The 22,224-nt window shown below is 60.3% G+C and carries 18 protein-coding genes and 1 tRNA gene; 14 read left to right on the top strand and 5 right to left on the bottom strand.

The features are described from left to right. Window positions 1-4 precede the first annotated feature (4 nt). The 3 genes from ACIOWE_RS01620 (at window position 5) to nudC (ending at window position 2,781) form a co-directional block, all read left to right on the top strand. Window positions 5-928, top strand: a complete 924-nt coding sequence (locus tag ACIOWE_RS01620) for a magnesium transporter CorA family protein (protein WP_401386540.1) — start codon at window positions 5-7, stop codon at window positions 926-928. A 203-nt stretch (window positions 929-1,131) separates the two neighbouring features. Beyond that, window positions 1,132-1,944 (top strand): crotonase/enoyl-CoA hydratase family protein, encoded by an 813-nt coding sequence (locus tag ACIOWE_RS01615; protein WP_401386537.1) that lies wholly within the window; start codon window positions 1,132-1,134, stop codon window positions 1,942-1,944. A 6-nt stretch (window positions 1,945-1,950) separates the two neighbouring features. After that, window positions 1,951-2,781 (top strand): NAD(+) diphosphatase, encoded by an 831-nt coding sequence (gene nudC / locus ACIOWE_RS01610; RefSeq protein ID WP_401386534.1) that lies wholly within the window; start codon window positions 1,951-1,953, stop codon window positions 2,779-2,781. On the opposite strand, the gene ACIOWE_RS01605 is transcribed toward nudC, so the two are convergent. Together ACIOWE_RS01605 and ACIOWE_RS01600 are read right to left on the bottom strand one after the other, a co-directional pair. Next, window positions 2,749-3,528, bottom strand: coding sequence for a TSUP family transporter (locus tag ACIOWE_RS01605; protein WP_201238216.1), 780 nt, complete (start codon window positions 3,526-3,528; stop codon window positions 2,749-2,751). The two genes, nudC and ACIOWE_RS01605, sit on opposite strands and share 33 nt — an antisense overlap. Before the next feature lie 146 nt (window positions 3,529-3,674). Beyond that, on the bottom strand, window positions 3,675-4,829 hold the full coding sequence (locus ACIOWE_RS01600; RefSeq protein ID WP_401386531.1) for a MalY/PatB family protein: 1,155 nt from the start codon (window positions 4,827-4,829) through the stop codon (window positions 3,675-3,677). 335 nt (window positions 4,830-5,164) lie between these two features. On the opposite strand from ACIOWE_RS01600, the gene fdnG reads away from it, so the two are divergent. The 7 genes from fdnG (at window position 5,165) to ACIOWE_RS01565 (ending at window position 14,237) form a co-directional block, all read left to right on the top strand. Then, on the top strand, window positions 5,165-8,230 hold the full coding sequence (fdnG, locus tag ACIOWE_RS01595) for a formate dehydrogenase-N subunit alpha (RefSeq protein ID WP_401386528.1): 3,066 nt from the start codon (window positions 5,165-5,167) through the stop codon (window positions 8,228-8,230). After that, window positions 8,231-9,166: a formate dehydrogenase subunit beta gene (gene fdxH, locus ACIOWE_RS01590; protein ID WP_401386525.1), complete on the top strand. Its 936-nt coding sequence runs from the start codon at window positions 8,231-8,233 to the stop codon at window positions 9,164-9,166. Next, a complete protein-coding gene (locus ACIOWE_RS01585; RefSeq protein ID WP_401386522.1) occupies window positions 9,163-9,828 on the top strand; it encodes a formate dehydrogenase subunit gamma in 666 nt (221 codons plus the stop codon). The genes fdxH and ACIOWE_RS01585 overlap by 4 nt, the downstream gene beginning before the upstream one ends. 3 nt (window positions 9,829-9,831) lie before the next feature. Then, entirely contained in the window at window positions 9,832-10,758 is a 927-nt protein-coding gene (gene fdhE / locus ACIOWE_RS01580; RefSeq protein ID WP_401386519.1) for a formate dehydrogenase accessory protein FdhE, read from the top strand. 60 nt (window positions 10,759-10,818) lie between these two features. After that, window positions 10,819-12,222, top strand: a complete 1,404-nt coding sequence (selA, locus tag ACIOWE_RS01575) for an L-seryl-tRNA(Sec) selenium transferase (protein WP_401386927.1) — start codon at window positions 10,819-10,821, stop codon at window positions 12,220-12,222. Beyond that, window positions 12,219-14,135, top strand: a complete 1,917-nt coding sequence (gene selB, locus ACIOWE_RS01570; RefSeq protein WP_401386516.1) for a selenocysteine-specific translation elongation factor — start codon at window positions 12,219-12,221, stop codon at window positions 14,133-14,135. The genes selA and selB overlap by 4 nt, the downstream gene beginning before the upstream one ends. 6 nt (window positions 14,136-14,141) lie before the next feature. Further along, window positions 14,142-14,237: transfer RNA gene (locus tag ACIOWE_RS01565), tRNA-Sec, on the top strand. Window positions 14,238-14,293: 56 nt separating this feature from the next. Here the strand turns inward: ACIOWE_RS01565 and ACIOWE_RS01560 are convergent. The 3 genes from ACIOWE_RS01560 to ACIOWE_RS01550 all read right to left on the bottom strand — a co-directional run bounded on the left by ACIOWE_RS01560 (window position 14,294) and on the right by ACIOWE_RS01550 (window position 15,192). After that, window positions 14,294-14,584: a type II toxin-antitoxin system RelE/ParE family toxin gene (locus ACIOWE_RS01560; RefSeq protein WP_401386513.1), complete on the bottom strand. Its 291-nt coding sequence runs from the start codon at window positions 14,582-14,584 to the stop codon at window positions 14,294-14,296. Beyond that, window positions 14,577-14,822, bottom strand: coding sequence for a type II toxin-antitoxin system ParD family antitoxin (locus ACIOWE_RS01555; protein ID WP_401386510.1), 246 nt, complete (start codon window positions 14,820-14,822; stop codon window positions 14,577-14,579). Before ACIOWE_RS01555 ends, ACIOWE_RS01560 begins: the two co-directional genes overlap by 8 nt. Before the next feature lie 145 nt (window positions 14,823-14,967). Continuing rightward, window positions 14,968-15,192 (bottom strand): YgdI/YgdR family lipoprotein, encoded by a 225-nt coding sequence (locus ACIOWE_RS01550; protein WP_201238209.1) that lies wholly within the window; start codon window positions 15,190-15,192, stop codon window positions 14,968-14,970. Between the two features lie 194 nt (window positions 15,193-15,386). On the opposite strand from ACIOWE_RS01550, the gene ACIOWE_RS01545 reads away from it, so the two are divergent. From ACIOWE_RS01545 to ACIOWE_RS01530, 4 genes are all read left to right on the top strand, one after another. Continuing rightward, window positions 15,387-17,039 (top strand): VRR-NUC domain-containing protein, encoded by a 1,653-nt coding sequence (locus tag ACIOWE_RS01545; protein WP_401386506.1) that lies wholly within the window; start codon window positions 15,387-15,389, stop codon window positions 17,037-17,039. Beyond that, window positions 17,036-19,351: an ATP-dependent DNA helicase gene (locus ACIOWE_RS01540; protein WP_401386503.1), complete on the top strand. Its 2,316-nt coding sequence runs from the start codon at window positions 17,036-17,038 to the stop codon at window positions 19,349-19,351. Before ACIOWE_RS01545 ends, ACIOWE_RS01540 begins: the two co-directional genes overlap by 4 nt. 5 nt (window positions 19,352-19,356) lie before the next feature. After that, on the top strand, window positions 19,357-21,276 hold the full coding sequence (locus tag ACIOWE_RS01535; RefSeq protein WP_401386500.1) for a PAS domain S-box protein: 1,920 nt from the start codon (window positions 19,357-19,359) through the stop codon (window positions 21,274-21,276). Between the two features lie 76 nt (window positions 21,277-21,352). Continuing rightward, complete coding sequence (locus ACIOWE_RS01530) at window positions 21,353-21,889, top strand: hypothetical protein (protein ID WP_201238205.1); 537 nt, start codon at window positions 21,353-21,355, stop codon at window positions 21,887-21,889. Window positions 21,890-22,224 lie beyond the last annotated feature (335 nt).

Raw genomic sequence — 22,224 nt, 5'->3', positions numbered from 1 at the left:
GCCGATGATCAGCAGTTTTACTCTGAGCCACGGCGCCCTGCAGCGCGTCGAACGGCTGGACGCCGAGGTGATGCTGTTCAGCAACCCTGACGCCGCCGAACGCGATTTGCTGCACAGTCACTACAAAGTCGATGAACATGCCTTGGCCTCGGCGCTGGACCCGGACGAGGTGTCGCGGATCGAGTTTCACCCGGATCATCTGTTCCTGATCTGGAAGCGTCCGGAAAACTATTCCGGTGGCGGCAGTCTGGCCTTCGAAGTGTCGTCTTGCGGTTTGCTGTTCGCGCCGGGACAACTGCTGGTGATCGCCACCGACGACACGCCGCTGCACGGCCTCGGTACGCGCCAGCCATTGAACACGCCACTGGATGTGCTGCTGGATTTGCTCTTCAACAATATCCATCACTACCTCGGGCACTTGAAGGTGATCAAACTGGTCGCCCGCGAGTTGCAGCAGAAATTCAACGCCTCGATGCAAAACCAGCATCTGGTGCAGATGTTCAACCTCAGTGAAAGCCTGATCTATTACATCAACGCCTTGCACAGCAACGGCGCCGTATTGACGCGTTTGCGTAACCACGCCGAGAAACAGCATTTCGGCAGCGAAGCGATTGGCCTGATCGACGACCTGATCATTGAAAACAACCAGTGCTATAAACAGGCGGAGATTTACTCGACGGTGTTTTCCGGGCTGATCGATGCGCGTGGCAACCTGATGAACAACAGCATGAACAACCTGCTGCGCAAGCTGACGTTGATCAATGTGGTGTTTCTGCCGTTGAACCTGATTGCGAGCATTGGCGGCATGTCGGAGTTCAGCATGATGACGGCGGGGACAGCGTGGTGGATTTCCTATCCGCTGTTTTTGGCGGTGATGCTGTTGGGGGCAGGGGGGATGTTGTTCGGGCTAAGGCGTCTGGCTCGATGATATGTGGTGATTGAGCCGGCGCTTTCGCGAGCAGGCTCGCTCCCACATTTTGAAATGCATTCCACTGTGGGAGCGAGCCTGCTCGCGATGAGGCCGGCACAGGCAAAGCGAAACTCAAGACAGTCCCGCATTTGGCCGAACCGCCGCCGTGATGCCTTGTTATAGTTCGGGCCTCAATTTCTGCCCGGTAAAGGATCACTGCCATGACTCAATACACCGCCTTCAGTGTCGAACTGGCCGACAACATCGCCCATGTTCAGATCAATCGTCCGGAAAAGATCAACTCGATGAACGCCGCGTTCTGGAGCGAGATCATCGAGATCTTCCAATGGATCGATGACACCGACGAAGTCCGGGTGGTGGTCCTGAGCGGTAATGGCAAACATTTCTCCTCGGGCATCGACCTGATGATGCTCGCCGGCGTTGCCAATGAACTGGGCAAGGACGTCGGTCGCAACGCACGCCTGCTGCGCAAAAAGATCCTGACCTTGCAAGCTTCGTTCAATGCCGTCGATAACTGCCGCAAGCCTGTGCTTGCGGCGATTCAAGGCTACTGCCTCGGCGGCGCAATCGATCTGATCGCCGCCTGCGACATGCGTTACGCCGCCGAGGACGCGCAATTCTCGATCAAGGAAATCGACATCGGCATGGCCGCTGACGTTGGCACGTTGCAACGGTTGCCACGGATCATCGGTGACGGCATGCTGCGTGAACTGGCTTACACCGGTCGCACCTTTGGTGCCGAAGAGGCGCGCAGCATCGGCCTGGTCAATCGTGTGTTCAGCGACAAGGACGTGTTGCTTGAAGGCGTCTTTGATATCGCTCGCGACATCGCCGGCAAATCGCCGATAGCAGTCACCGGTACCAAGGCAATGATCAGCTACATGCGCGATCATAGTATCGACGACGGCCTCGAATACGTTGCCACCTGGAACGCCGCCATGTTGCAATCCACCGACTTGCGCGTGGCCATGGCCGCCCATATGAGCAAACAGAAACCCGAATTTCTGGACTGAGAAACCATGACATCTCGCTGGACCACTGCAGTACTGGACACCGATCAACCTGGCGGCTGGGCCGTGGCACGCAGCCCCGAAGGTTTTCTGTTCGATGACAACGGCGCGCTGTTCCCGCGGGAATGGCTCAAGCGTCAGGACCTGTCGATCCTTGCCGAACACGGCATCGGCCATCTCGATGGCGAGCCGGTGTATCTGCTGGAACTGCGCAGTCACAGCGAGGTGCCGGGGTGCAACTGGAAAGGCCTGCGGGCGTTCATGCTCGAGGGCGATCACACGGTTTACAAAGTGCTCGGTTACGCCGCGCAAATCGGTACCTGGGCGCGGGAACATCGCTTCTGCGGCAACTGCGGGCAGGCCATGACCCAGGTGCCACGCGAGCGAGCGATGTATTGCCAGCCGTGTGACTTGCGCAGTTACCCGCGCATTTCGCCGAGCATGATTGTGCTGGTGACCCGTGGCGACGAGATTCTGTTGGCGCGTTCGCCGCGTTTCGTCACTGGTGTCTATAGCACGCTGGCCGGGTTCGCCGAGCCCGGCGAGTCAGCTGAAGACTGCCTGATTCGGGAAGTGCGCGAAGAAGTACAGATCGAGGTGAAGAACATTCAATACATGGGCAGCCAGTGCTGGCCGTTCCCGCACTCGATGATGCTCGGCTTCCATGCCGAGTACGCCGGTGGCGAGATTGTCTGTCAGGAAGACGAGATCGAAGACGCCCAGTGGTTCAACGTGCACGACCTGCCGCCGTTGCCGGCGTCAAAGTCGATTGCCCGTTACCTGATCGACGTCTATGTGGCGCGGCGCTTAGGCCACGCTGAACCAGTGCTGCCAGGCTAGGCGCACGGTCAGACCCAACACCACGGTGATGAACACCGGACGAATGAATTTGGCGCCGCCGCTGATCGCGGTGCGCGCGCCAAAGAATGCGCCGACCATCACCGACAGGCCCATGCTCAGGCCAATGATCCAGTCCACCTGCCCGGAAAACACGAACACCGACAGCGCTGCAATGTTGCTGACGAAGTTCATGCTGCGCGCCACACCGCTGGCCTTGACCAGGTCGATCGGGTAGAGCAGCAGGCTGCTGACCGTCCAGAACGCGCCCGTGCCGGGACCCGCCACGCCGTCATAGAAACCGAGGCTGAAACCCTGGCTCGATTGCCATTTCTTCTTGATCGGTGCGTCGCTGTCCAGCGGCGCTTTTGGCGTGCCGCCGAACAACAGATACAGGCCACAGGCGAAGACGATCACCGGGAGCATTTTGTTCAGCCATTCCGCTGGCAGGTAATGAGCGACGATGGCACCGGTCAGCGCGCCAACCAAAGTGCCGACAATCGCGTGCACCCACTGCCGTGGATGAAACAGTTTGCGTCGGTAGAAGGTGAAACTGGCGGTGGCCGAGCCGAAGGTCGAACTCAGCTTGTTGGTGCCCAGCACCAGGTGCGGTGGCAGGCCGGCCGTCAGCAGCGCCGGCGTGGTCAGCAGACCACCACCACCGGCGATGGCATCAATGAAACCGGCAATGAAAGCGACAACGGCCAGAATGGCCAGGGTGGTCAGGTCAACGCTGAGTTCGAAAGGCATGGAATCGGCTTATTCGGCAAGGCGCAGAGTAGGGCTGCGGGAAGGGCAGCCATGTTACTCATTTCCAAGTGTTGCGGCGAGTCGACTGACGCCTTCGCGAGCAAGCCCGCGAAGAGGCCAGCCCTCTCAACCGCTATCTGGTTGTCTCAGGCAGGGCGGCTGGCCAATGCACGCTCCATCCGCGCAATGCCTTCCTCCAGCAGTGAACGCGGGCAGCCGAAGTTCAGGCGCACGAACTGCTGGCTCTGATCGCCGAAATCAATACCGGCGCTCAAACCGACTTTGGCCTGTTCAAGGAAAAACTGCTGCGGATTGCCCAGATCCAGTGCCGAACAATCGAGCCAGGCCAGGTAAGTGCCTTGCGGCACCTGGATGCTCACGCCGGGCAAGCGGCTGCGTACCGCTTCGACCAGATAATCGCGGTTGGCCTGCAGATAGGTTTTCAATTCGGCCAGCCACGGTCCGGCTTCGCTGTAAGCCACGCGGGTGGCTTCCATGCCCAAAGGGTTGACGCTGTCGACCATGCCGCACCGAGCATGGTTGACGCGTTCGCGCAGGGCGGCGTCCTGGATAATCATGAACGAAGTCTTGAGGCCGGCGATGTTGTACGCCTTGCTGGCCGACATCAGGGTGATGGTGCGCCGGGCGATTTCCGCACTCAGCGACGCAGTCGGAATGTGCACGCGACCGTCGAAGCACAACTCGGCATGGATTTCGTCGGAGATGATCCAGGCGTCTTGCGCCACGCAGATATCGGCCACGGCTTGCAACTCTTCACGGCCGAACACTTTGCCGATCGGGTTGTGCGGATTGCTCAGCAGCAGCGCGCCGCCGCCGTTCAGCGAGTCGCGCAATACCTCCAGCGGCGTGGCGTAGGTGCCGTCGGCCTGCGCGACGAATTCCAGTTCGACCTTGTTCAAACCCCAGTGGCCCGGTGCATGACGCAGCGGCGGATAGTTCGGCACTTGCACGACAACGTTCTGCTGTGGCTGGACCAACGCCTTCAGCGCCATGTTGAAACCGGACTCGACGCCCGGCAGGAAAATCAGCTCCTGCGGTTGGACCTTCCAGGCGAACTTGTTCCAGAGGTCGGCAACAATGGCCTCGCGCAGGTTGTCCTGCGCCACGCTGTAACCGACCAGCGGGTGCAGCAGACGCTGTTGCAGTGCCTCGATCACCACCGGTGGCGCGGCGAAATCCATATCAGCGACCCACATCGGCAGCACGTCAGCCGAATAGCGGCTCCACTTGGTGCTGCCAGTGTTGTGGCGGTCGAATACCTGATCAAAATCGAAAGTCATGCGCGGTCTCGTGAAGGCGGGATTGGTCCTGCCGGGCATTCTAAGCCCATGACCCTGTTGGAGCACACAAAACCTGTGGGAGCTGGCTTGCCAGCGATGGCATCGGCACATCCAACAATGATGGTGACTGAACCACCGCTATCGCTGGCAAGCCAGCTCCCACAAGTTTTTGTACCAGCGCAAAAGATTGCCCGACAAACGGCCGACGGTCGGTTTTCGCACAGACTGTAGGGTCTTTGTCTACAGTGAAAAAGTCGGCACACGTTTGCCGCAACCGTGATTGTCCAGACAAAGCCCGGCTCAAGTACCGGGTTCCACCTGATCAGGAGTGCACGATGGATCTCAGCCGTCGTCAGTTCTTCAAGGTCGCCGGTATCGGCCTTGCAGGCTCAAGCCTGGGCGCGTTGGGCATGGCCCCGACGCTGGCCTTCGCCGAGCAGGTGCGCCACTTCAAGCTTGCCCACACCCATGAAACCCGCAACACCTGTCCGTATTGTTCGGTCGGGTGCGGCTTGATCATGTACAGCCAGGGCGATGGAGCGAAGAACGTAGCGCAAAGCATCATTCACATCGAGGGCGACGCCGACCACCCGGTCAACCGTGGCACCCTCTGCCCGAAAGGCGCAGGCCTGCTGGACTTCATTCACAGCCCGGGCCGCTTGCTCTACCCGCAAACGCGCAAGCCCGGCAGCAGTGAATGGACGCGGATCAGTTGGGACGAAGCGCTCGACCGCATCGTCGACCTGATGAAAATCGACCGCGACGCCAACTTCATCGAGAAAAATGCCAACGGGCAAACGGTGAATCGCTGGCTGAGCACCGGTTTCCTCGCCGCGTCGGCAGCGTCCAACGAAGCGGGCTACATCACCCAGAAGGTGATTCGCAGTCTCGGCATGCTGGGGTTCGATAACCAGGCGCGTGTCTGACACGGCCCGACGGTGGCAAGTCTTGCCCCGACGTACGGCCGTGGTGCCATGACCAATACCTGGACCGATATCGCCAACGCGAATCTGATCCTGGTGATGGGTGGCAACGCAGCAGAAGCGCATCCGTGCGGCTTCAAATGGGTGACCGAGGCCAAGGCGCATAACGCCGCAAGGCTGATCGTCGTTGATCCGCGTTTTACCCGGACCGCTTCGGTGGCCGACTATTACGCGCCGATCCGTACCGGCACCGACATCGCCTTCATGGGCGGCCTGATCAATTACCTGCTGACCGAGGACAAGATCCAGCACGAATACGTGCGCAACTACACCGACGTGTCGTTCATCGTCAAAGCCGGATATGGCTTTGAAGACGGCATCTTCAGCGGCTACGACGTGGCCAAGCGCAGCTACACCGACAAGTCCGGCTGGGGTTACGAGTTGGGCGAGGACGGCTTCGCCAAAGTCGACCCGACGCTGCAAGACCCGCGCTGCGTCTATCAATTGATGAAGCAGCATTACAGCCGCTACAACATCGATCTTGCCAGCCAGATCTGCGGCATGCCGGTCGATGCCATGCAGAAAATCTGGGACGAAATCGCCACTTGCTCGACACCGGGCAAGACCATGACGATTCTCTACGCGCTCGGCTGGACCCAGCACTCGATTGGCGCGCAGATCATTCGCAGCGCGGCGATGGTGCAACTGTTGCTGGGCAACGTCGGCATGCCGGGTGGCGGGGTGAATGCCTTGCGCGGTCACTCGAACATTCAGGGGCTGACCGATCTCGGGCTGCTGTCGAACTCGTTGCCGGGCTATCTGACGCTGGGCACCGACACCGAGCAGGACTACAACACCTTCATCAAGAAACGCACGCAAGTACCGCTGCGTCCGGGGCAATTGTCGTACTGGCAGAACTACAGCAAATTCCACGTCAGCCTGATGAAATCCTGGTACGGCGCCAATGCCACGGCCGAGAACAATTGGCTCTACGACCATTTGCCGAAACTCGACATTCCCAACTACGACGTCCTGAAGATGTTCGACCTGATGAGCCAGGGCAAGGTCAACGGCTACATGTGCCAGGGCTTTAACCCGATTGCCGCGCTGCCGGACAAGAATCGCGTGATGGGCGCACTGGCCAAGTTGAAATGGCTGGTGGTGATGGATCCGCTGGCCACCGAAACCTCGGAGTTCTGGCACAACGTCGGGCCGTACAACGATGTGAAAAGCGAGGAGATCCAGACCGAAGTCATTCGCCTGCCGACCACTTGTTTTGCCGAAGAAGACGGCTCGCTGGTCAACAGCAGCCGCTGGCTGCAATGGCACTGGAAAGGCGCCGATGGCCCGGGTGAAGCGCAGACCGACATTCGCATCATGGCCGAACTGTTCCTGCGCCTGCGCAAGCGTTATCAGGCCGAGGGCGGCAAATTCCCCGATCCGCTGCTGAAGCTGTCGTGGCCGTACAAGATTGCCGACGAACCTTCGCCGGAGGAACTGGCCAAGGAAATCAACGGCAACGCTGTCGCCGACTTCACCGACGCGACCGGCGCCGCCGTCAAGGCCGGCTCGCAACTGGCCGGGTTCGGCTTGCTCAAGGACGATGGCAGCACCGCGTCCGGTTGCTGGATCTTCGCCGGCAGCTGGACCGAGGCCGGCAACCAGATGGCTCGCCGCGACAATTCCGACCCGTATGGCATGCATCAGCATCAGGGCTGGGCGTGGGCCTGGCCGGCCAACCGGCGGATTCTCTATAACCGTGCTTCGGCGGACGTCGCAGGCAATCCGTGGGATCCGAAAAAACGGCTGGTGTGGTGGAACGGCAAGGCCTGGGGTGGCACCGACGTGCCGGACTATAAGGCCGACGTGCCGCCGGAAGCCGGGATGAACCCGTTCATCATGAACCCCGAAGGCGTGGCGCGGTTCTTCGCCGTCGACAAGATGAACGAGGGGCCATTCCCCGAGCATTACGAGCCGTTCGAAACGCCGATCGGCATCAACCCGCTGCACCCGCAAAACAAGAAAGCCACCAGCAACCCGGCGGCGCGGATCTTCGATTCAGTCTGGGAAACCCTCGGCGAGGCCAAGGACTTCCCGTACGCCGGCACCAGTTACCGGCTGACCGAACATTTCCACTTCTGGAGCAAGCACTGCAAGTTGAACGCGATTGCTCAGCCCGAGCAGTTTGTCGAGATCGGCGAAGTGCTGGCGAAAGAGAAGGGCATCGCTGCCGGTGATCGTGTACGCGTCAGCTGCAAACGCGGCTTTATCGAAGCGGTGGCAGTGGTGACCAAACGCATTCGGCCGTTGCAGGTCAACGGCCAGGTCGTGCATCAGATCGGCATCCCGCTGCACTGGGGATTCACCGGGCTGACGCGTCACGGTTATCTGACCAACACCTTGGTGCCGTTCCTCGGCGATGGCAACACCCAGACCCCGGAATCCAAGTCATTCCTGGTCAACGTGGAGAAACTGTAAATGGCCAGCCAAGACATTATTGCCCGCTCGGCCACCACGACTGTGCCGCCGTCGGTAAGGAATCAGGAGGCGGTGGCCAAGCTGATCGACACTACCAAATGCATTGGCTGCAAGGCCTGCCAGGTGGCCTGCTCGGAATGGAACGAGCTGCGCGACGAGGTCGGCCACAACCACGGCACCTACGACAACCCGCAGGATCTGAGCGCGGAAACCTGGACGTTGATGCGCTTCACCGAACATGAAACCGATGCCGGCAACCTCGAATGGCTGATCCGCAAGGACGGATGCATGCACTGCGCCGAGCCCGGATGTCTGGCGGCGTGCCCGAGTCCCGGCGCGATCATCAAGCACGCCAATGGCATCGTCGATTTCGATCAGGATCACTGCATCGGCTGCGGTTATTGCATCACCGGTTGCCCGTTCAACATTCCGCGTATTTCGCAGAAGGACCACAAGGCCTACAAATGCACCTTGTGTTCCGATCGGGTGGCGGTGGGGCTGGAGCCGGCCTGTGTGAAAACCTGTCCGACCGGCGCCATCGTCTTCGGCACCAAGGAAGACATGAAGGAACACGCCGCCGAACGCATCGTCGACCTGAAAAGCCGTGGTTTTGAAAATGCCGGCCTGTACGATCCGGCTGGCGTCGGCGGTACGCATGTGATGTACGTGCTGCACCACGCCGACACACCGAAAATCTACGCCAATCTGCCGCAGGATCCGACCATCAGCCCGTTGGTGGGCCTGTGGAAAGGCATCAGCAAACCCTTGGGCCTGTTGGCCATGGGCGCGGCGGTGCTGGCCGGGTTCTTCCATTACGTGCGCATCGGGCCGAATCGCGTCGAAGAGGATGAACATCCGACAGCGCCCGACACCTCGGTGCATGTCGTTGATCCGGCGGTGCACACCTTCGATCCACGCGGGGAGGACCGGCCATGAGCAACAAGACGATCCTGCGTTACACCGCCAACCAGCGGACCAATCACTGGTTGGTGGCGATTCTGTTCTTCATGGCCGGGCTGTCCGGGCTGGCGCTGTTTCATCCCTCGATGTTCTGGCTGACCAACCTGTTCGGCGGTGGCCCATGGACGCGGATTCTGCATCCGTTCATGGGCGTGCTGATGTTCATGTTTTTCCTCGGTCTGGTGTTTCGCTTCTGGCGCTCGAATTTCTTTATCGACAACGACTGGAAGTGGATGCGCCGCATCGACCGGGTGCTGGTCAACGACGAAGAAAGCGTGCCGCCCGTGGGTAAATACAACGCCGGGCAAAAGATGCTGTTCTGGACTTTACTGCTGTGCATGCTCGGATTGCTGTTCACCGGGCTGGTGATCTGGCGGGCGTATTTCAGTGCGTTCTTCGGCATCACCGTGATTCGTTGGGCGATGCTGCTGCACGCACTGGCCGGGTTTGTGCTGATCCTCAGCATCATCATCCACATCTACGCCGGGTTGTGGATCAAGGGTTCGATCGACGCGATGCTGCATGGTTGGGTCAGTCGCGCCTGGGCGAAAAAACACCACGAACTCTGGTACCGCGAAATCACCCGCGATGAACGTCAGAACGACGTGCCGGAGCGACCGATCACCAAAAAGGGCTGACCTTTGGCAACCATTCTTGAACCCGGAGAAATCGAGGCGGCGGCCAGTTCGCCGCCGTTTCTGCATCTGCCACCGCATAACCTCTTCACTTTGCGTGCACAACGTTTGGAGCAACTGGCCGAAGGGCATCCGCTGGCCGAGTATCTGCGCTTGATTGCCGGGTTGTGCCGGGTTCAGCAGCAGGTATTCGACGATCCACCGCTGACCGCGCCGTTCGATCAGCAACGGATCGAGGCGTGCCAGCAACATGGTTTGCCGCCGTTTGCCGCCGACACGCTGGTGCGCGAAGACGCTTGGCAGCGTTATCTCGACGCCTTGCTGCAACGCTACGATCCCTTGGCGCAACCCGCCGTGGTCGATGCCGTGACCACGTTGCGCGTTGCCAGTCCCGGCCAGTTGCGCGCGTGGGCGGTCGCTTTGATCAGCGGCCAATACACCATGGTGCCAGCGGCGTTGGTGCCGTTTCTCGGTGCCGCATTACAAACGGCGTGGAGTCACTGGCTGCTCAGCGCGACCAATCTGCAACTGAAACCCGGCGACAGCCTCAGCCAATGCCCGGCCTGCGGTTCACCGGCGATGGCCGGGGTGATCCGTCATCGCGGCAAACACAACGGCTTGCGCTATCTGGTGTGTTCGCTGTGCGCCTGCGAATGGCATGTGGTGCGGGTCAAGTGCGTGTATTGCGAATCCAGCAAAGGCCTCGACTACCTGAGCCTTGAGGATGATCGCCATGCGGCCAATCAGGCGCCGCTGCGTGCGGAGGTCTGTCCGGGCTGTAACAGCTATCTGAAACTGATCTATCTGGAAAACGATGCCGACGCCGAGGCGTTGTCGGCGGATCTCTCCAGTTTGCTGCTGGATATGCGTCTGGCCCAGGATGGTTTTCAGCGCCTGGCACCGAATCTGTTACTGGCCCCGGGAGACGAATGACAGCAGGGTCTACACTTCTTTTTTTCACTGCCGGGCGCAGTGATCTGTCTCCAGGAGTGGCTGATGTCCCTGCGGTTACCTTCCATTGATGGGTTGTTGCGTCATCCGGCGTGTGTGCCTTTACTCGAGCGTCACGGGCGTGAATCGCTGCTGGCCAGTTTGCGCCAGTTGCTGGATGAACTGCGGTCCAGTGTGTTGAACGGGCAATTGTCTGCGATTGAAATCAGCCCCGAAGTGCTCGCCGGCCGCGTCGGTGAACGTCTGGCGCAGCAGCAACGCAGCCAGGTGCGGCGGGTGTTCAACCTCACCGGCACGGTGCTGCACACCAATCTCGGCCGGGCGCTATTGCCGGACGAAGCCATCGAAGCCGTGCAAATGGCCGCCCGTTATCCGCTCAATCTGGAATTCGATCTGGCCAGCGGCAAACGCGGGGATCGCGATGATTTGATCGAAGGCCTGATCCGCGAACTGACCGGCGCCGAAGCCGTCACCGTGGTCAATAACAATGCCGCCGCCGTGCTGCTGACGCTCAACAGCCTTGGCGCACGCAAGGAAGGCATCATCTCGCGCGGTGAACTGATCGAAATCGGCGGCGCCTTTCGCATCCCCGACATCATGGCCCGCGCCGGCGTGCGTCTGCATGAAGTCGGCACCACCAATCGTACCCATGCCCGCGACTATGAAGCGGCGATCAGCCCGCGCAGCGGTTTGATCATGCGTGTGCATGCGAGCAATTACAGCATCGAAGGATTCACCGCTCGGGTGCCGACGGCGGAACTGGCCGAGCTGGCCCACCGTCATGGTTTGCCGCTGCTGGAGGATCTGGGCAGCGGCAGCCTGCTCGACCTGACGCGCTGGGGGCTGCCGGCAGAGCCGACGGTGCGCCAGGCGCTGCTCGATGGCGCGGATATCGTCACCTTCAGCGGCGATAAACTGCTCGGCGGGCCGCAGGCCGGGTTGATCGTGGGTCGCAAAGAGCTGATCGCAAAGATCAAGAAGAATCCGCTGAAACGGGCGCTGCGCGTGGACAAGCTGACCTTGGCGGCGCTGGAGGCGGTGCTCGGCCTGTACCGCGATCCGGATCGACTGGCCGAGCGCTTGCCGAGCTTGCGTCTGCTGACCCGGCCGCAGGCTGACATTCTCGCTCAGGCGCAACGCCTGCAACCGTTGTTGGCGCAGACCTTGGGCGAGCCGTGGTCAGTCAGCGCGATCCCGGCGCTGGGCATGATCGGCAGCGGCAGCCAACCGGTGGCGCGATTGCCCAGCGCGGCGCTTTGCTTGCGTCCGCAAGTGTCGAAGCGCTTGCGCGGGCGCTATCTGCTGAGTCTTGAAGCAGCATTGCGGACCTTGCCGATTCCAGTGCTCGGGCGCATCGACGACGATGCCCTGTGGCTCGACTTGCGCCAACTCGACGACGAACCCGCGTGGCTGGCGCAGCTGGCGCAGTTGCAGGTCGATCCGTGATCGTCGGCACCGCCGGGCACATCGACCACGGCAAGACCTCGCTGCTGCAAGCGCTGACCGGGCAAACCGGCGACCGCCGCCCGCAGGAACGCGAGCGCGGCATGACCATCGACCTCGGTTACCTTTACGCAGAACTGGCGCCCGGCGGCGGCCTCAGCGGTTTCATCGACGTGCCTGGCCACGAGAAATTCACCCACAACATGCTCGCCGGTGCGCAAGGCATCGATCTGGTGTTGCTGGTGGTGGCGGCGGACGACGGCGTGATGCCGCAAACCCGCGAGCATCTGGCGATTGTCGAACTGCTGGGCATCCCGCAGGCATTAGTCGCGATCACCAAGTGTGATCGGGTCGAGCCAGGCAGGGTGACGGCGGTGCGTGAGCAGATCGCAAATTTGTTGGCGCCGGGGCCATTCGCCAAGGCAGCGATATTGGCGGTGTCGAGCGTCAGCGGGCAGGGCATCGATGTGTTGCGCGAAGCGTTATTGCAGACGCAACACCAAGTGCATGAGCGCAACCGTGAAGGCGGCTTTCGTCTGGCCATCGACCGCGCCTTCAGCGTGGCCGGTGCGGGGATTGTGGTCACCGGCACGGCGTTGTCCGGCGTGGTGACGGTGGGCGATAAACTGGCGCTCGGACCGTCCGGCAAATCGGTAAGGGTGCGCGGGCTGCATGCGCAGAATCAGACCGCCGAGCAAGCCTTTGCCGGGCAACGCGTGGCCCTCAATCTGAGCGGCGAACGACTCGAACTGGCGCAAATCCATCGCGGCCAATGGCTGTTGTCGGAGTGGCTGCATGCGCCGACCCAACGAATCGACATCGACTTTCAACTGCTGCCCGGCGAGCGCACCTTCGAACACTTTCACCCGGTGCACCTGCACCTCGGCACGCAAGACGTGATCGCCCGCGTCGCATTGCTCGAAGGTGCACGACTGAGCCCTGGCGAACGCATGTTCGCGCAATTGCTGATCAACACGCCGGTGCATGCGGTGAAGGGTGATCGGTTGATCCTGCGCGACCAGAGCGCACAACGCACTCTCGGTGGCGGTCAGGTGCTCGACCCGTTTGCTCCGGCCAGGCATCGCCGCAGCCCTGAACGTCTGGCGCAACTGCAAGCGCTGGCGCTCAACCAGACGCTCGAACACACCTTGCCGCTGCTGCTCAACCACAGCGCGACAGGGCTTGATCCGTTGCGCCTGGAACGCCAGTTCAATTACCCGCGCGCTGATTGGTCATTGCCGCAAAACGTGCGCCTGATCGACACCCGCCAGGGCCCGTTGCTATTCAACGTGCAACGTTGGGGCATGCTCAAATTCACCTTGCTGGAGCAACTGGCACGCTTGCATGAACTGGAGCCCGACCAGATGGGCCCGGACCGGGATCGGCTGCGGCGTTTCAGTGCGTTGCCGCTGGAGCGCTCGACGTTCATCAGCCTGCTCGATGAACTGCTCGCCGCCGGTTCGATCAACGCCAGCGGGCCATGGCTGCACCTGCCGGATCACCAGGTACGCCTGAGCGCCGCAGACGAAATCCTCTGGCAACAACTGCAACCGCTGTTCGAACAGGCCCGCTTCGACCCACCGTGGGTTCGCGATCTGGCCAAAGCCGTCGGTGAGGAAGATGCCAATGTGCGTCTGTTGCTGCGCAAACTGGCGCGTCTGGGGTTGACTCACCAAGTGGTGCGCGATCTGTTTGTCACCGACATCGTATTGCGGCAAATGGCGGCGATGCTCCTGCAAACGGCGCAGGAAAATCCGCAGATCCAGGTGACAAGCGTCCGCGATGCGCTAGGCTTGGGACGCAAACGCTGTATTCAGTTTCTCGAATACTTTGACCGCCTCGGCCTGACCCGACGCCTCGGCGAACACCGACTGATCCGCCACGACAACGCGCTGGCCAACCCCGGCGCCCCCTGAGTTAAAGGAAGGCAATCGCGCCCGGTGGCGCGGCCGGGCTTCAAACCCGGTTGGGGACGGCATCCGTTCCCGGGCAGGTTCGACTCCGGCTGCCTTCCGCCATATCAAACGCAGAAATCTTGGCCCCTTGCCAAGAGCCAATGCGCAATCATTTACACTCAGAGGTTGCGCTGCGCTTCCATACGTTCATGCAGTATGCGAATGATCGCTATTCCGTACGCCGTTATTCGAAAGTAAATCGTGTGCCGTTCGACACTGCAGCGTCGATAGCCGGGGCGGATAGCATCACAGGCTGGCGCTGTTTTTGGATGCGCGGCCAACTGCGCAAATGCTGTAGTCATGATGTCAATGTAGCGACTGGCCTGATCCTGGCCCCACTGACGTGCGGTATAACTCCAGATAGCCTCAAGGTCGCCTTCGGCGGCAGGTGTCAGTCGGTATTCACCCATGCGCCGTCAACATTCTTTGCTTGAATGCAACGGGATCGAAAGAGCGAGGTTTTCCGCTGGATTCACCTTCCCGAAGAGCAGCCCGCACTGTCTCTAACTCAGCGTTGCGCTCTTGCTCACGCCGAATCAGATCGCGGATATATTCGCTGTCGTTGGTGTAGTTTCCTGCTTCAATCTGCGCTTTGATCCAGTTGTCTTGCTGGTCAGTCACGGTAATGGTTTTTCGCACGGTACCCATGCTCGGCCTCCAGGAGAATGATCGACTCTCGTGGAAACTATCATACTATTGGTGCTGTATCGAGCATCCAGCCTCCGGCTGCCTTCCGCCATATCAAACGCAAAACATCGCAACCTTCGGCTATGCCTGCGCAGACGATGAGCCGTCAGTCTTCCTTGCGTACGGTGGCGACTTCATCGGCGCGTACTTTTACCTTGGCGCCGGAAATGTCTTCGAACTCATAGAAGCCATCCTTGGTTTTGGTCTTTGGCATGTCCTTGGTCAGGTATTGGGTGCCGTTCTGCAAGGTCACCACGGTCTGGGTCGAGCAACCACCCAATGCCAACAGCGCGGCGACTGCCAAAGGAATACCCAATGTCTTGATTTTCATACCCACCTCAAATTCCTCTTTCCATGTGATACCGAACATTGTCGGCGTTCTAACGCGGTTGGTGCCATTGTGCCGGGAAAAGTTCGATGGACCGGTGAAAAAATGCCATTGATCTTTTTCTGTTTGCGCCGGGTGGGGAAGAGCTGGTATCTGTACGCATAACCAGTACTCGCTCGCCATGGCCCTGAATTCCCGTGACTGCCAATCCCCTCGACGATCCGTTCTATTACCTTAACAACTTCCTGCAAGTCATTGATTGGCTTGAGCTTCGCTATGCCGATGTGATGAGCGAAACGGAACAGGCGTTTATCGGCGACTTCAAGGCATTGCCTAAAGCCTCGCAGGGTTTGCTGGTGCGGATGGTGATGCGCAAGGGCCTGCACTTTCGTGCGGGCAAGCTCAGCTATCCCGAGATCGGCGATATCCTCCAAGCGGCGCAGCCGTTGCTGGGGCACGGCTGGATCGACGAGCACGCGCCGCTGACGATCGCAGAATTGTTCAATGTGTTGCTCAAGGCCGAAATCCTGCAAGCGTTCGGCACCTTTATCGAGCAACCCAAGGGCCGCAAGGACGATTGGCTGCCAGTGCTGGCCGAGCAATTTCCCCAGGCACAAAGCCTGCGCGACTGGGCGCCGATGCTGTCCGATCGCCTGTTCAGCCTGACTATCATGGACCTGTGCGACCGCTTGCGTCTGATGTTCTTCGGCAATCTGTATCAGGACTGGTCGGAATTCGTGCTCGCCGACCTCGGCATCTTCACCTACGAAAAGGTCGAGTTCTGCGCCGATTCCCGAGGCCTGCGCAGCCGTGAGGACGTCGACGCCTGCCTGTTCCTGCACCAATGCCAATTGCGTTTCGAGGCCGGTGAGCCGCTGGACCCCATCGTTGCTCAAGTCAGTGCCTTGCATTTCGATAACCCGTGGCTGCAACGCCGACGCGGCAAGCTGTTGTTCCAGATTGGCCAATATTGCGAACGCATCAGCGAGTTTGCCCTGGCCCTGAGCATTTACCGGACATGCGCTTACCCCGGCGCTCGATTGCGGAGGGTCCGCGTGCTGGAGCGCTGCGGCGAATACGGCCTGGCCCTGGAACTCGGCACGCTCGCCGAACAGGCGCCGGAAAGCGCCACCGAACAGCAAGGCCTGCAACGCATTGTGCCTCGGCTGCGGCGCAAACTCGGTGGCCCGCCGCTCAAGCGCGCCGTGGCAAAACCGGTCGAGCGTCTTGATCTGCACTTGCCGCGTACCGATCCGGCGCTGTCGGTGGAGTTTTATGTGCAGGCGCATCTGCACGCCGAGGATGGCCCGGTGCATTACGTCGAAAACAGCCTGATCAACTCGCTGTTCGGTCTGTTGTGCTGGCCGGCGATTTTTGCACCGCTGCCGGGGGCGTTCTTTCACCCGTTCCAGCGCGGGCCGGTGGATCTGCTCAACGAAGACTTCCAGCAACGCCGCGCCGAACGCTTCGAGGCCTGCCTCGGCGAACTCGACGACGGCCGTTATGCCGACACTATCCGTGGCCGATTCGTCGAGAAATGGGGGGTGCAATCGCCGTTCGTGTTCTGGGGCGCGCTGAATGAACAACTTCTGGAGCAAGCGCTGGCCTGCCTGCCCGCCGCACACCTCAAGCACTGGTTCAATCGCCTGCTGCTCGACATCAAGGCCAACCGCGCCGGGATGCCTGACCTGATCCAGTTCTGGCCGCAAGACAAAACCTACCGGATGATCGAAGTCAAAGGCCCGGGCGACCGCTTGCAGGATAACCAACTGCGCTGGCTGGAGTTCTGCCACCAGCATCAGATGCCGGTGGCCGTGTGTTACGTGCAATGGGCGGAGCAGAGCGCTTGAGCTACAGCATTGCAGTGCGGGCGTTGTGTGAGTTCACCGCCAAAACCGGTGATCTCGACTTGCGCTTCACGCCGTCACCGACGGCAATGGAAGGTATTGCCGGCCATCGCACGGTGGCCTCGCGGCGCAATGACCAGTATCAAAGCGAAGTGGCGCTGGAAGGCGAATTCCGCCAGTTGAAGGTCAAGGGCAGGGCGGATGGCTATGATCCGGCGCAGAATTGCCTGGAGGAAGTCAAAACCTACCGTGGCGACCTGAGCAAGCAACCGGACAATCACCGCCAGTTGCACTGGGCACAGGCGAAAGTCTACGGCTGGCTGATGTGCCGCAAACTCGATCTGCAGCAGATCAATGTGGCGCTGGTGTATTTCGATATCGTCAGCGAAAAGGAAACCTGTCTGGTCGAAGCGTTCAGCGTCGAGACCTTGCAGGTTTTTTTCGAGGCGCAATGCACGCTGTTCCTGCATTGGGCCGAGCAGGAAATGGCCCATCGCGAGGCGCGCAATCGTGCCGCGCAGCAACTGACGTTTCCCCATGCGGACTTTCGTCCCGGCCAGCGGCATCTGGCGGAATCGGTGTTCAAGGCAGTGAGCACCGGGCGTTGCCTGATGGCGCAGGCCCCGACCGGCATCGGCAAAACCCTTGGCACGCTGTTCCCTATGCTCAAGGCGTTGGCGCCGCAGCAACTGGACAAGGTGTTCTTTCTCACCGCCAAGACCCCCGGACGCAAACTGGCGCTGGATGCCAGCCAGGTGTTGTTCGATCAATCGGCCACGTTGCCCTTGCGGGTACTGGAGATGGTCGCCCGGGACAAGGCCTGCGAACATCCGGACAAGGCGTGCCATGGCGAGTCCTGTCCGTTGGCCCAAGGGTTTTATGATCGCCTGCCCGCCGCCCGTGAAGCGGCCAGCCGCGTTAGCCTGCTTGATCAGGCGGCGATGCGCGAAGTCGCCGCGCAGCACTCGGTGTGTCCGTATTACCTGAGTCAGGAAATGGCCCGTTGGGCGGACGTGGTGATCGCCGACTACAACTATTACTTCGATTTCAGTGCGCTGCTGTTCGGGCTCGCGCAGCTCAATCAGTGGAAAGTCGCGGTGTTGGCGGATGAGGCGCACAACCTGGTCGAGCGTGGTCGGCAGATGTACAGCGCCAGCCTTGATCAGGCCACCCTCGGCAGCGTGCGCAAAACTGCACCGCAAACGTTGAAAAATTCACTGCAACGGGTCAACCGGGAGTGGAATGCGCTGCACGCACCGCAACTGGCGGCGTATCAGGCCTATGACAAGGCGCCGGAAAAACTGCTCCAGGCGATTTCCCTGTGTTGCGCCGCGATCGGTGATTACCTCAACGATCATCCGCAAGGCCTCGACAGCGGTCTGCAGAACTTCTATTTCGATCTGCTGCAGTTCGGCCGAGTGGCGGAGTTGTACGACGAGCACTATCTGTTCGACATCAGCAAACGCGACCTCGACCGCAAACGTCCGCTGTCGCAGTTGTGCCTGCGTAACGTGGTGCCGGCCGCGTTTATCGGCCCACGCCTGAAAGCTGCGCGCAGCAGCGTGCTGTTTTCCGCGACCCTCAGCCCACGCCACTATTACGCCGACTTGCTGGGCACGCCGGTCGACACGGTGTGGATCGACGTCGAATCGCCGTTCACTGCCGAGCAGCTACAGGTGCAGATCGTCAGTCGCATATCGACGCGTTTCAACCATCGACAGGCGTCGCTGGAACCCATCGTCGAGCTGATCGCCCGCCAGTTCAGCGAACGGCCGGGCAACTACCTGGCGTTCTTCAGCAGTTTCGATTACTTGCAGCAAGTCGCGACATTGTTGGCCGAACGCCATCCGCAGATCACCCTGTGGCAGCAATCGCGGGGCATGGTCGAAGGGGCGCGGCAGGCTTTTCTCAATCAGTTCACCGCCGACAGCCAGGGCGTCGGCTTCGCGGTGTTGGGCGGGGCGTTCGGTGAAGGCATCGACTTGCCCGGCGCACGCTTGATCGGCGCCTTCATCGCCACGCTGGGGCTGGCGCAACTCAACCCGGTCAACGAGCAGTTGAAGCGACGCATGGCGGCAATATTCGGCGCCGGTTACGACTACACCTATCTGTATCCCGGCGTACAGAAAGTGGTGCAGGCTGCCGGACGAGTGATCCGTACCCGCGAGGATCGCGGCGTGGTGATGCTGATTGACGACCGCTTTGCCGAGAGCCGGATAAAACAATTGTTGCCACGCTGGTGGACCATCAACAACGAAGCGGCTTCCCAATTGGCCGGATTGCCCCATACTTCTGCTCATGACAGTGGCCGGTGAGTGTGATGAGCGAAAACTACAAGACCGCAGCGATCGAGAACATGCGTTTCAGGCTGTTGATCGATGCGGTTGTCGACTATGCGATCTACATGATCGACCCGGACGGCATCATCACCAGTTGGAACTCCGGCGCCAAGCGCTTCAAGGGGTATGAAGAGGCGGAAATTCTCGGCGAACATTTTTCGCGCTTCTATACCGCCGACGACCGCGCCGCCGGGTTGCCACAACGGGCGCTCGACACGGCGATCCGCGAGGGCCGGTTCGAAGGTGAGGGCTGGCGGGTGCGCAAGGACGGCACCAATTTCTGGTCGCATGTGGTGATCGATCCAATCATCGACCCCGACGGCAAATTGCTCGGTTTCGCCAAGATCACCCGCGACCTGACCGATCGCAAGATGGCCGAGGAAACCCTCAAGCGAAGTGAGCAGCAGTTTCGCCTTTTGGTGCAGGGCGTGACCGACTATGCGATCTACATGCTCAGCCCCGAGGGTCGCGTCAGTAACTGGAACCAGGGGGCGCAGCGGATCAAGGGCTATCTGCCGGAAGAAATCATCGGCCAGCACTTTTCGGTGTTTTACACCCCCGAGGACCGTGAACTCGGCGAGCCGCAACGGGCCTTGGCGATTGCCACTAAAGAAGGCCGTTTCGAAAACAAGAGTTGGCGCGTACGCAAGGATGGCACGCGGTTTCTCGCGCATGTGGTGGTTGATGCGATTCGCGGAGAGACGGGCACCTTGCTCGGTTTCGCCAAGATCACCCGCGACGTGACCGAAGCCCATCAAGCCCAGGTAGCCCTGGAAAAGACCCGAGAGGCCTTGGCCCAGGCGCAGAAGATGCAGGCCATTGGTCAACTCAGCGGTGGTATCGCCCATGACTTCAACAATCTGCTGACGGTGATTCTCGGCAATCTGGAGATTGTCCAGAAGCGCATTGGCGACGACCCGAAAATCACCCGTCTGCTGGAAAACGCTACCCAAGGCGCGCTGCGTGGCGTGTCACTGACCCAGCGCATGCTCGCGTTCGCCCGCCGCCAGGAACTCAAGACCGAGTCGGTCGACATCCCGCAACTGGTGCAAGGCATCACCGGGCTGTTGCGCAGTTCAATGGGCCCGGGGATTCGCATCGAGACGAACTTTCCCGCAGATCTGGAACCGGTCCTGGCGGATACCAACCAACTGGAACTGGCGTTGCTCAACCTTGCCACCAACGCTCGTGATGCGATGCCTGAGGGCGGCGTAGTGACCATCGCCGCACAGCCCGAAGTCGTGCTTGAGCTGGCCCATTCGGAACTGCCGGCAGGGCGTTACATCTGCCTGAGTCTGGCCGACAGCGGCGAAGGCATGGACGCGCAAACACTGGCTTCGGCCAGGGATCCGTTTTTCACCACCAAGGGCGTGGGCAAAGGCACCGGGCTAGGTTTGTCGATGGTCCACGGCTTTATCGAACAACTGGGTGGCCGTTTTATCCTCAAGAGCGAAAAAGATCACGGCACCACGGCAGAACTGTGGATACCGGTGGCCGTCGAGGGCGCCGCCGTCAAACCTTTGTACCCACCTTCCGCGCCGGTTGTGGTGCCACGACTGAGCGTGCTGGTGGTCGACGACGACTCGCTGGTGTTGACCAGCACCAGCCTGCTGCTCGAAGACCTTGGTCATCGCGTGGTCAGCGCCACATCGGGCGCTCAAGCGTTGGCGTTGTTCGATCAGGGCGAGGTCATCGATTTGATGATCACCGACATGGCCATGCCACAGATGAGCGGCGCGCAACTGGCCCACGCGGTGCGCCTGCTCAAACCGGACCTGCCGATCATCCTCGCCACCGGTTACGCCGAACGTCTGGAAGGCTTCGGCGCGCAACTGCCGCGCTTGCCCAAACCGTTCACGCAATTGAATCTGGTGGAGATCATTGCCCAGGCGATGAAATGAACGGGGGCACATCCGGCTGAACTAGTCTGCAACGGGGCGCTTCTAAAGGTTTTCCCTGCCCCGGAGCATGCGTCTCTTGCCTCGCATACTGACCCACTCAACCGCTAAAGAAACCCAGGCCGAACATGACGCGAAGATGTTCGGTTCGCCCAAGGAACGACTGGATTTCTATCGCCGGGAGATCCAGTACGAAACCAGCATCCTCGCCAATCGCACCGACGCCTATCTGGCGGCGCAGTCGTTTCTGGTGATTGCCTTTGCGTCGTGCATGGCCAACCTCAACCCGGAGTGGGGCAAGCTGTTTACGCTGGTGGTGCCACCGTTTCTGGCGCTGCTGGGGCTGCTCAGCTCGCTCAATGCCTGGCCGGGCATTCGCGCGGCGTATGACATCATTGATCACTGGCACTTCAAGCAGAGTCATCTGCTGCTCAGCGAGCCATTGATGGGTTTGGCGTATGACGAATCACCGTTGTTCAGCGAGATGGAGTCGAGCCACAAAGGCTATCGCAAGTCGCTGCTGTTTTCGGTGCGCACGCCGTGGATTTTTGCGACGTTCTGGGTGTTGCTGGGGAGTTATGCGGTGTTTATCCAGGTGACCAATCCGGGCGGATGAACGCTCAAGATCAAAAGCCCCTCACCCCAGCCCTCTCCCAGAGGGAGAGGGGGAAAGGGAGCAGATTTGCATATTCCTCACAGCCAGCGCTCGGCTCGGTATTTCGAGGCTGCACGTCTTCGTGTTTTTCAAGCGTCAGATCGACCCGAAAGTTCAGGTCGATGTAGCTATCAAAAGCAACTCGGTCAGTTCCCTCTCCCTCGGGGAGTGTATGTACCGGAGACATGGTGGACACATGTTCGGAGACATGGTGGACGGTTTTAGATCTTCTTACCTGCCGTCACGATCTGCAAGTTCAAGTCGATTCGGGCGATACGATGTCTACTCCAGTAGAC

The sequence above is a fragment of the Pseudomonas sp. NPDC087598 genome (assembly GCF_044743525.1).
Taxonomy (GTDB): domain Bacteria; phylum Pseudomonadota; class Gammaproteobacteria; order Pseudomonadales; family Pseudomonadaceae; genus Aquipseudomonas.
Note: the sequence above shows the minus strand (reverse complement) of the source record. Positions and strands in the feature narration are given on the sequence as shown.

Coding starts and splice junctions, on each gene's coding strand:
- ACIOWE_RS01620 (WP_401386540.1), top strand. CDS start 5: ATGATCAGCAGTTTTACTCTGAGCCACGGCGCCCTGCAGCGCGTCGAA.
- ACIOWE_RS01615 (WP_401386537.1), top strand. CDS start 1,132: ATGACTCAATACACCGCCTTCAGTGTCGAACTGGCCGACAACATCGCC.
- nudC (WP_401386534.1), top strand. CDS start 1,951: ATGACATCTCGCTGGACCACTGCAGTACTGGACACCGATCAACCTGGC.
- ACIOWE_RS01605 (WP_201238216.1), bottom strand. CDS start 3,528: ATGCCTTTCGAACTCAGCGTTGACCTGACCACCCTGGCCATTCTGGCC.
- ACIOWE_RS01600 (WP_401386531.1), bottom strand. CDS start 4,829: ATGACTTTCGATTTTGATCAGGTATTCGACCGCCACAACACTGGCAGC.
- fdxH (WP_401386525.1), top strand. CDS start 8,231: ATGGCCAGCCAAGACATTATTGCCCGCTCGGCCACCACGACTGTGCCG.
- ACIOWE_RS01585 (WP_401386522.1), top strand. CDS start 9,163: ATGAGCAACAAGACGATCCTGCGTTACACCGCCAACCAGCGGACCAAT.
- ACIOWE_RS01560 (WP_401386513.1), bottom strand. CDS start 14,584: ATGGGTGAATACCGACTGACACCTGCCGCCGAAGGCGACCTTGAGGCT.
- ACIOWE_RS01555 (WP_401386510.1), bottom strand. CDS start 14,822: ATGGGTACCGTGCGAAAAACCATTACCGTGACTGACCAGCAAGACAAC.
- ACIOWE_RS01550 (WP_201238209.1), bottom strand. CDS start 15,192: ATGAAAATCAAGACATTGGGTATTCCTTTGGCAGTCGCCGCGCTGTTG.
- ACIOWE_RS01535 (WP_401386500.1), top strand. CDS start 19,357: ATGAGCGAAAACTACAAGACCGCAGCGATCGAGAACATGCGTTTCAGG.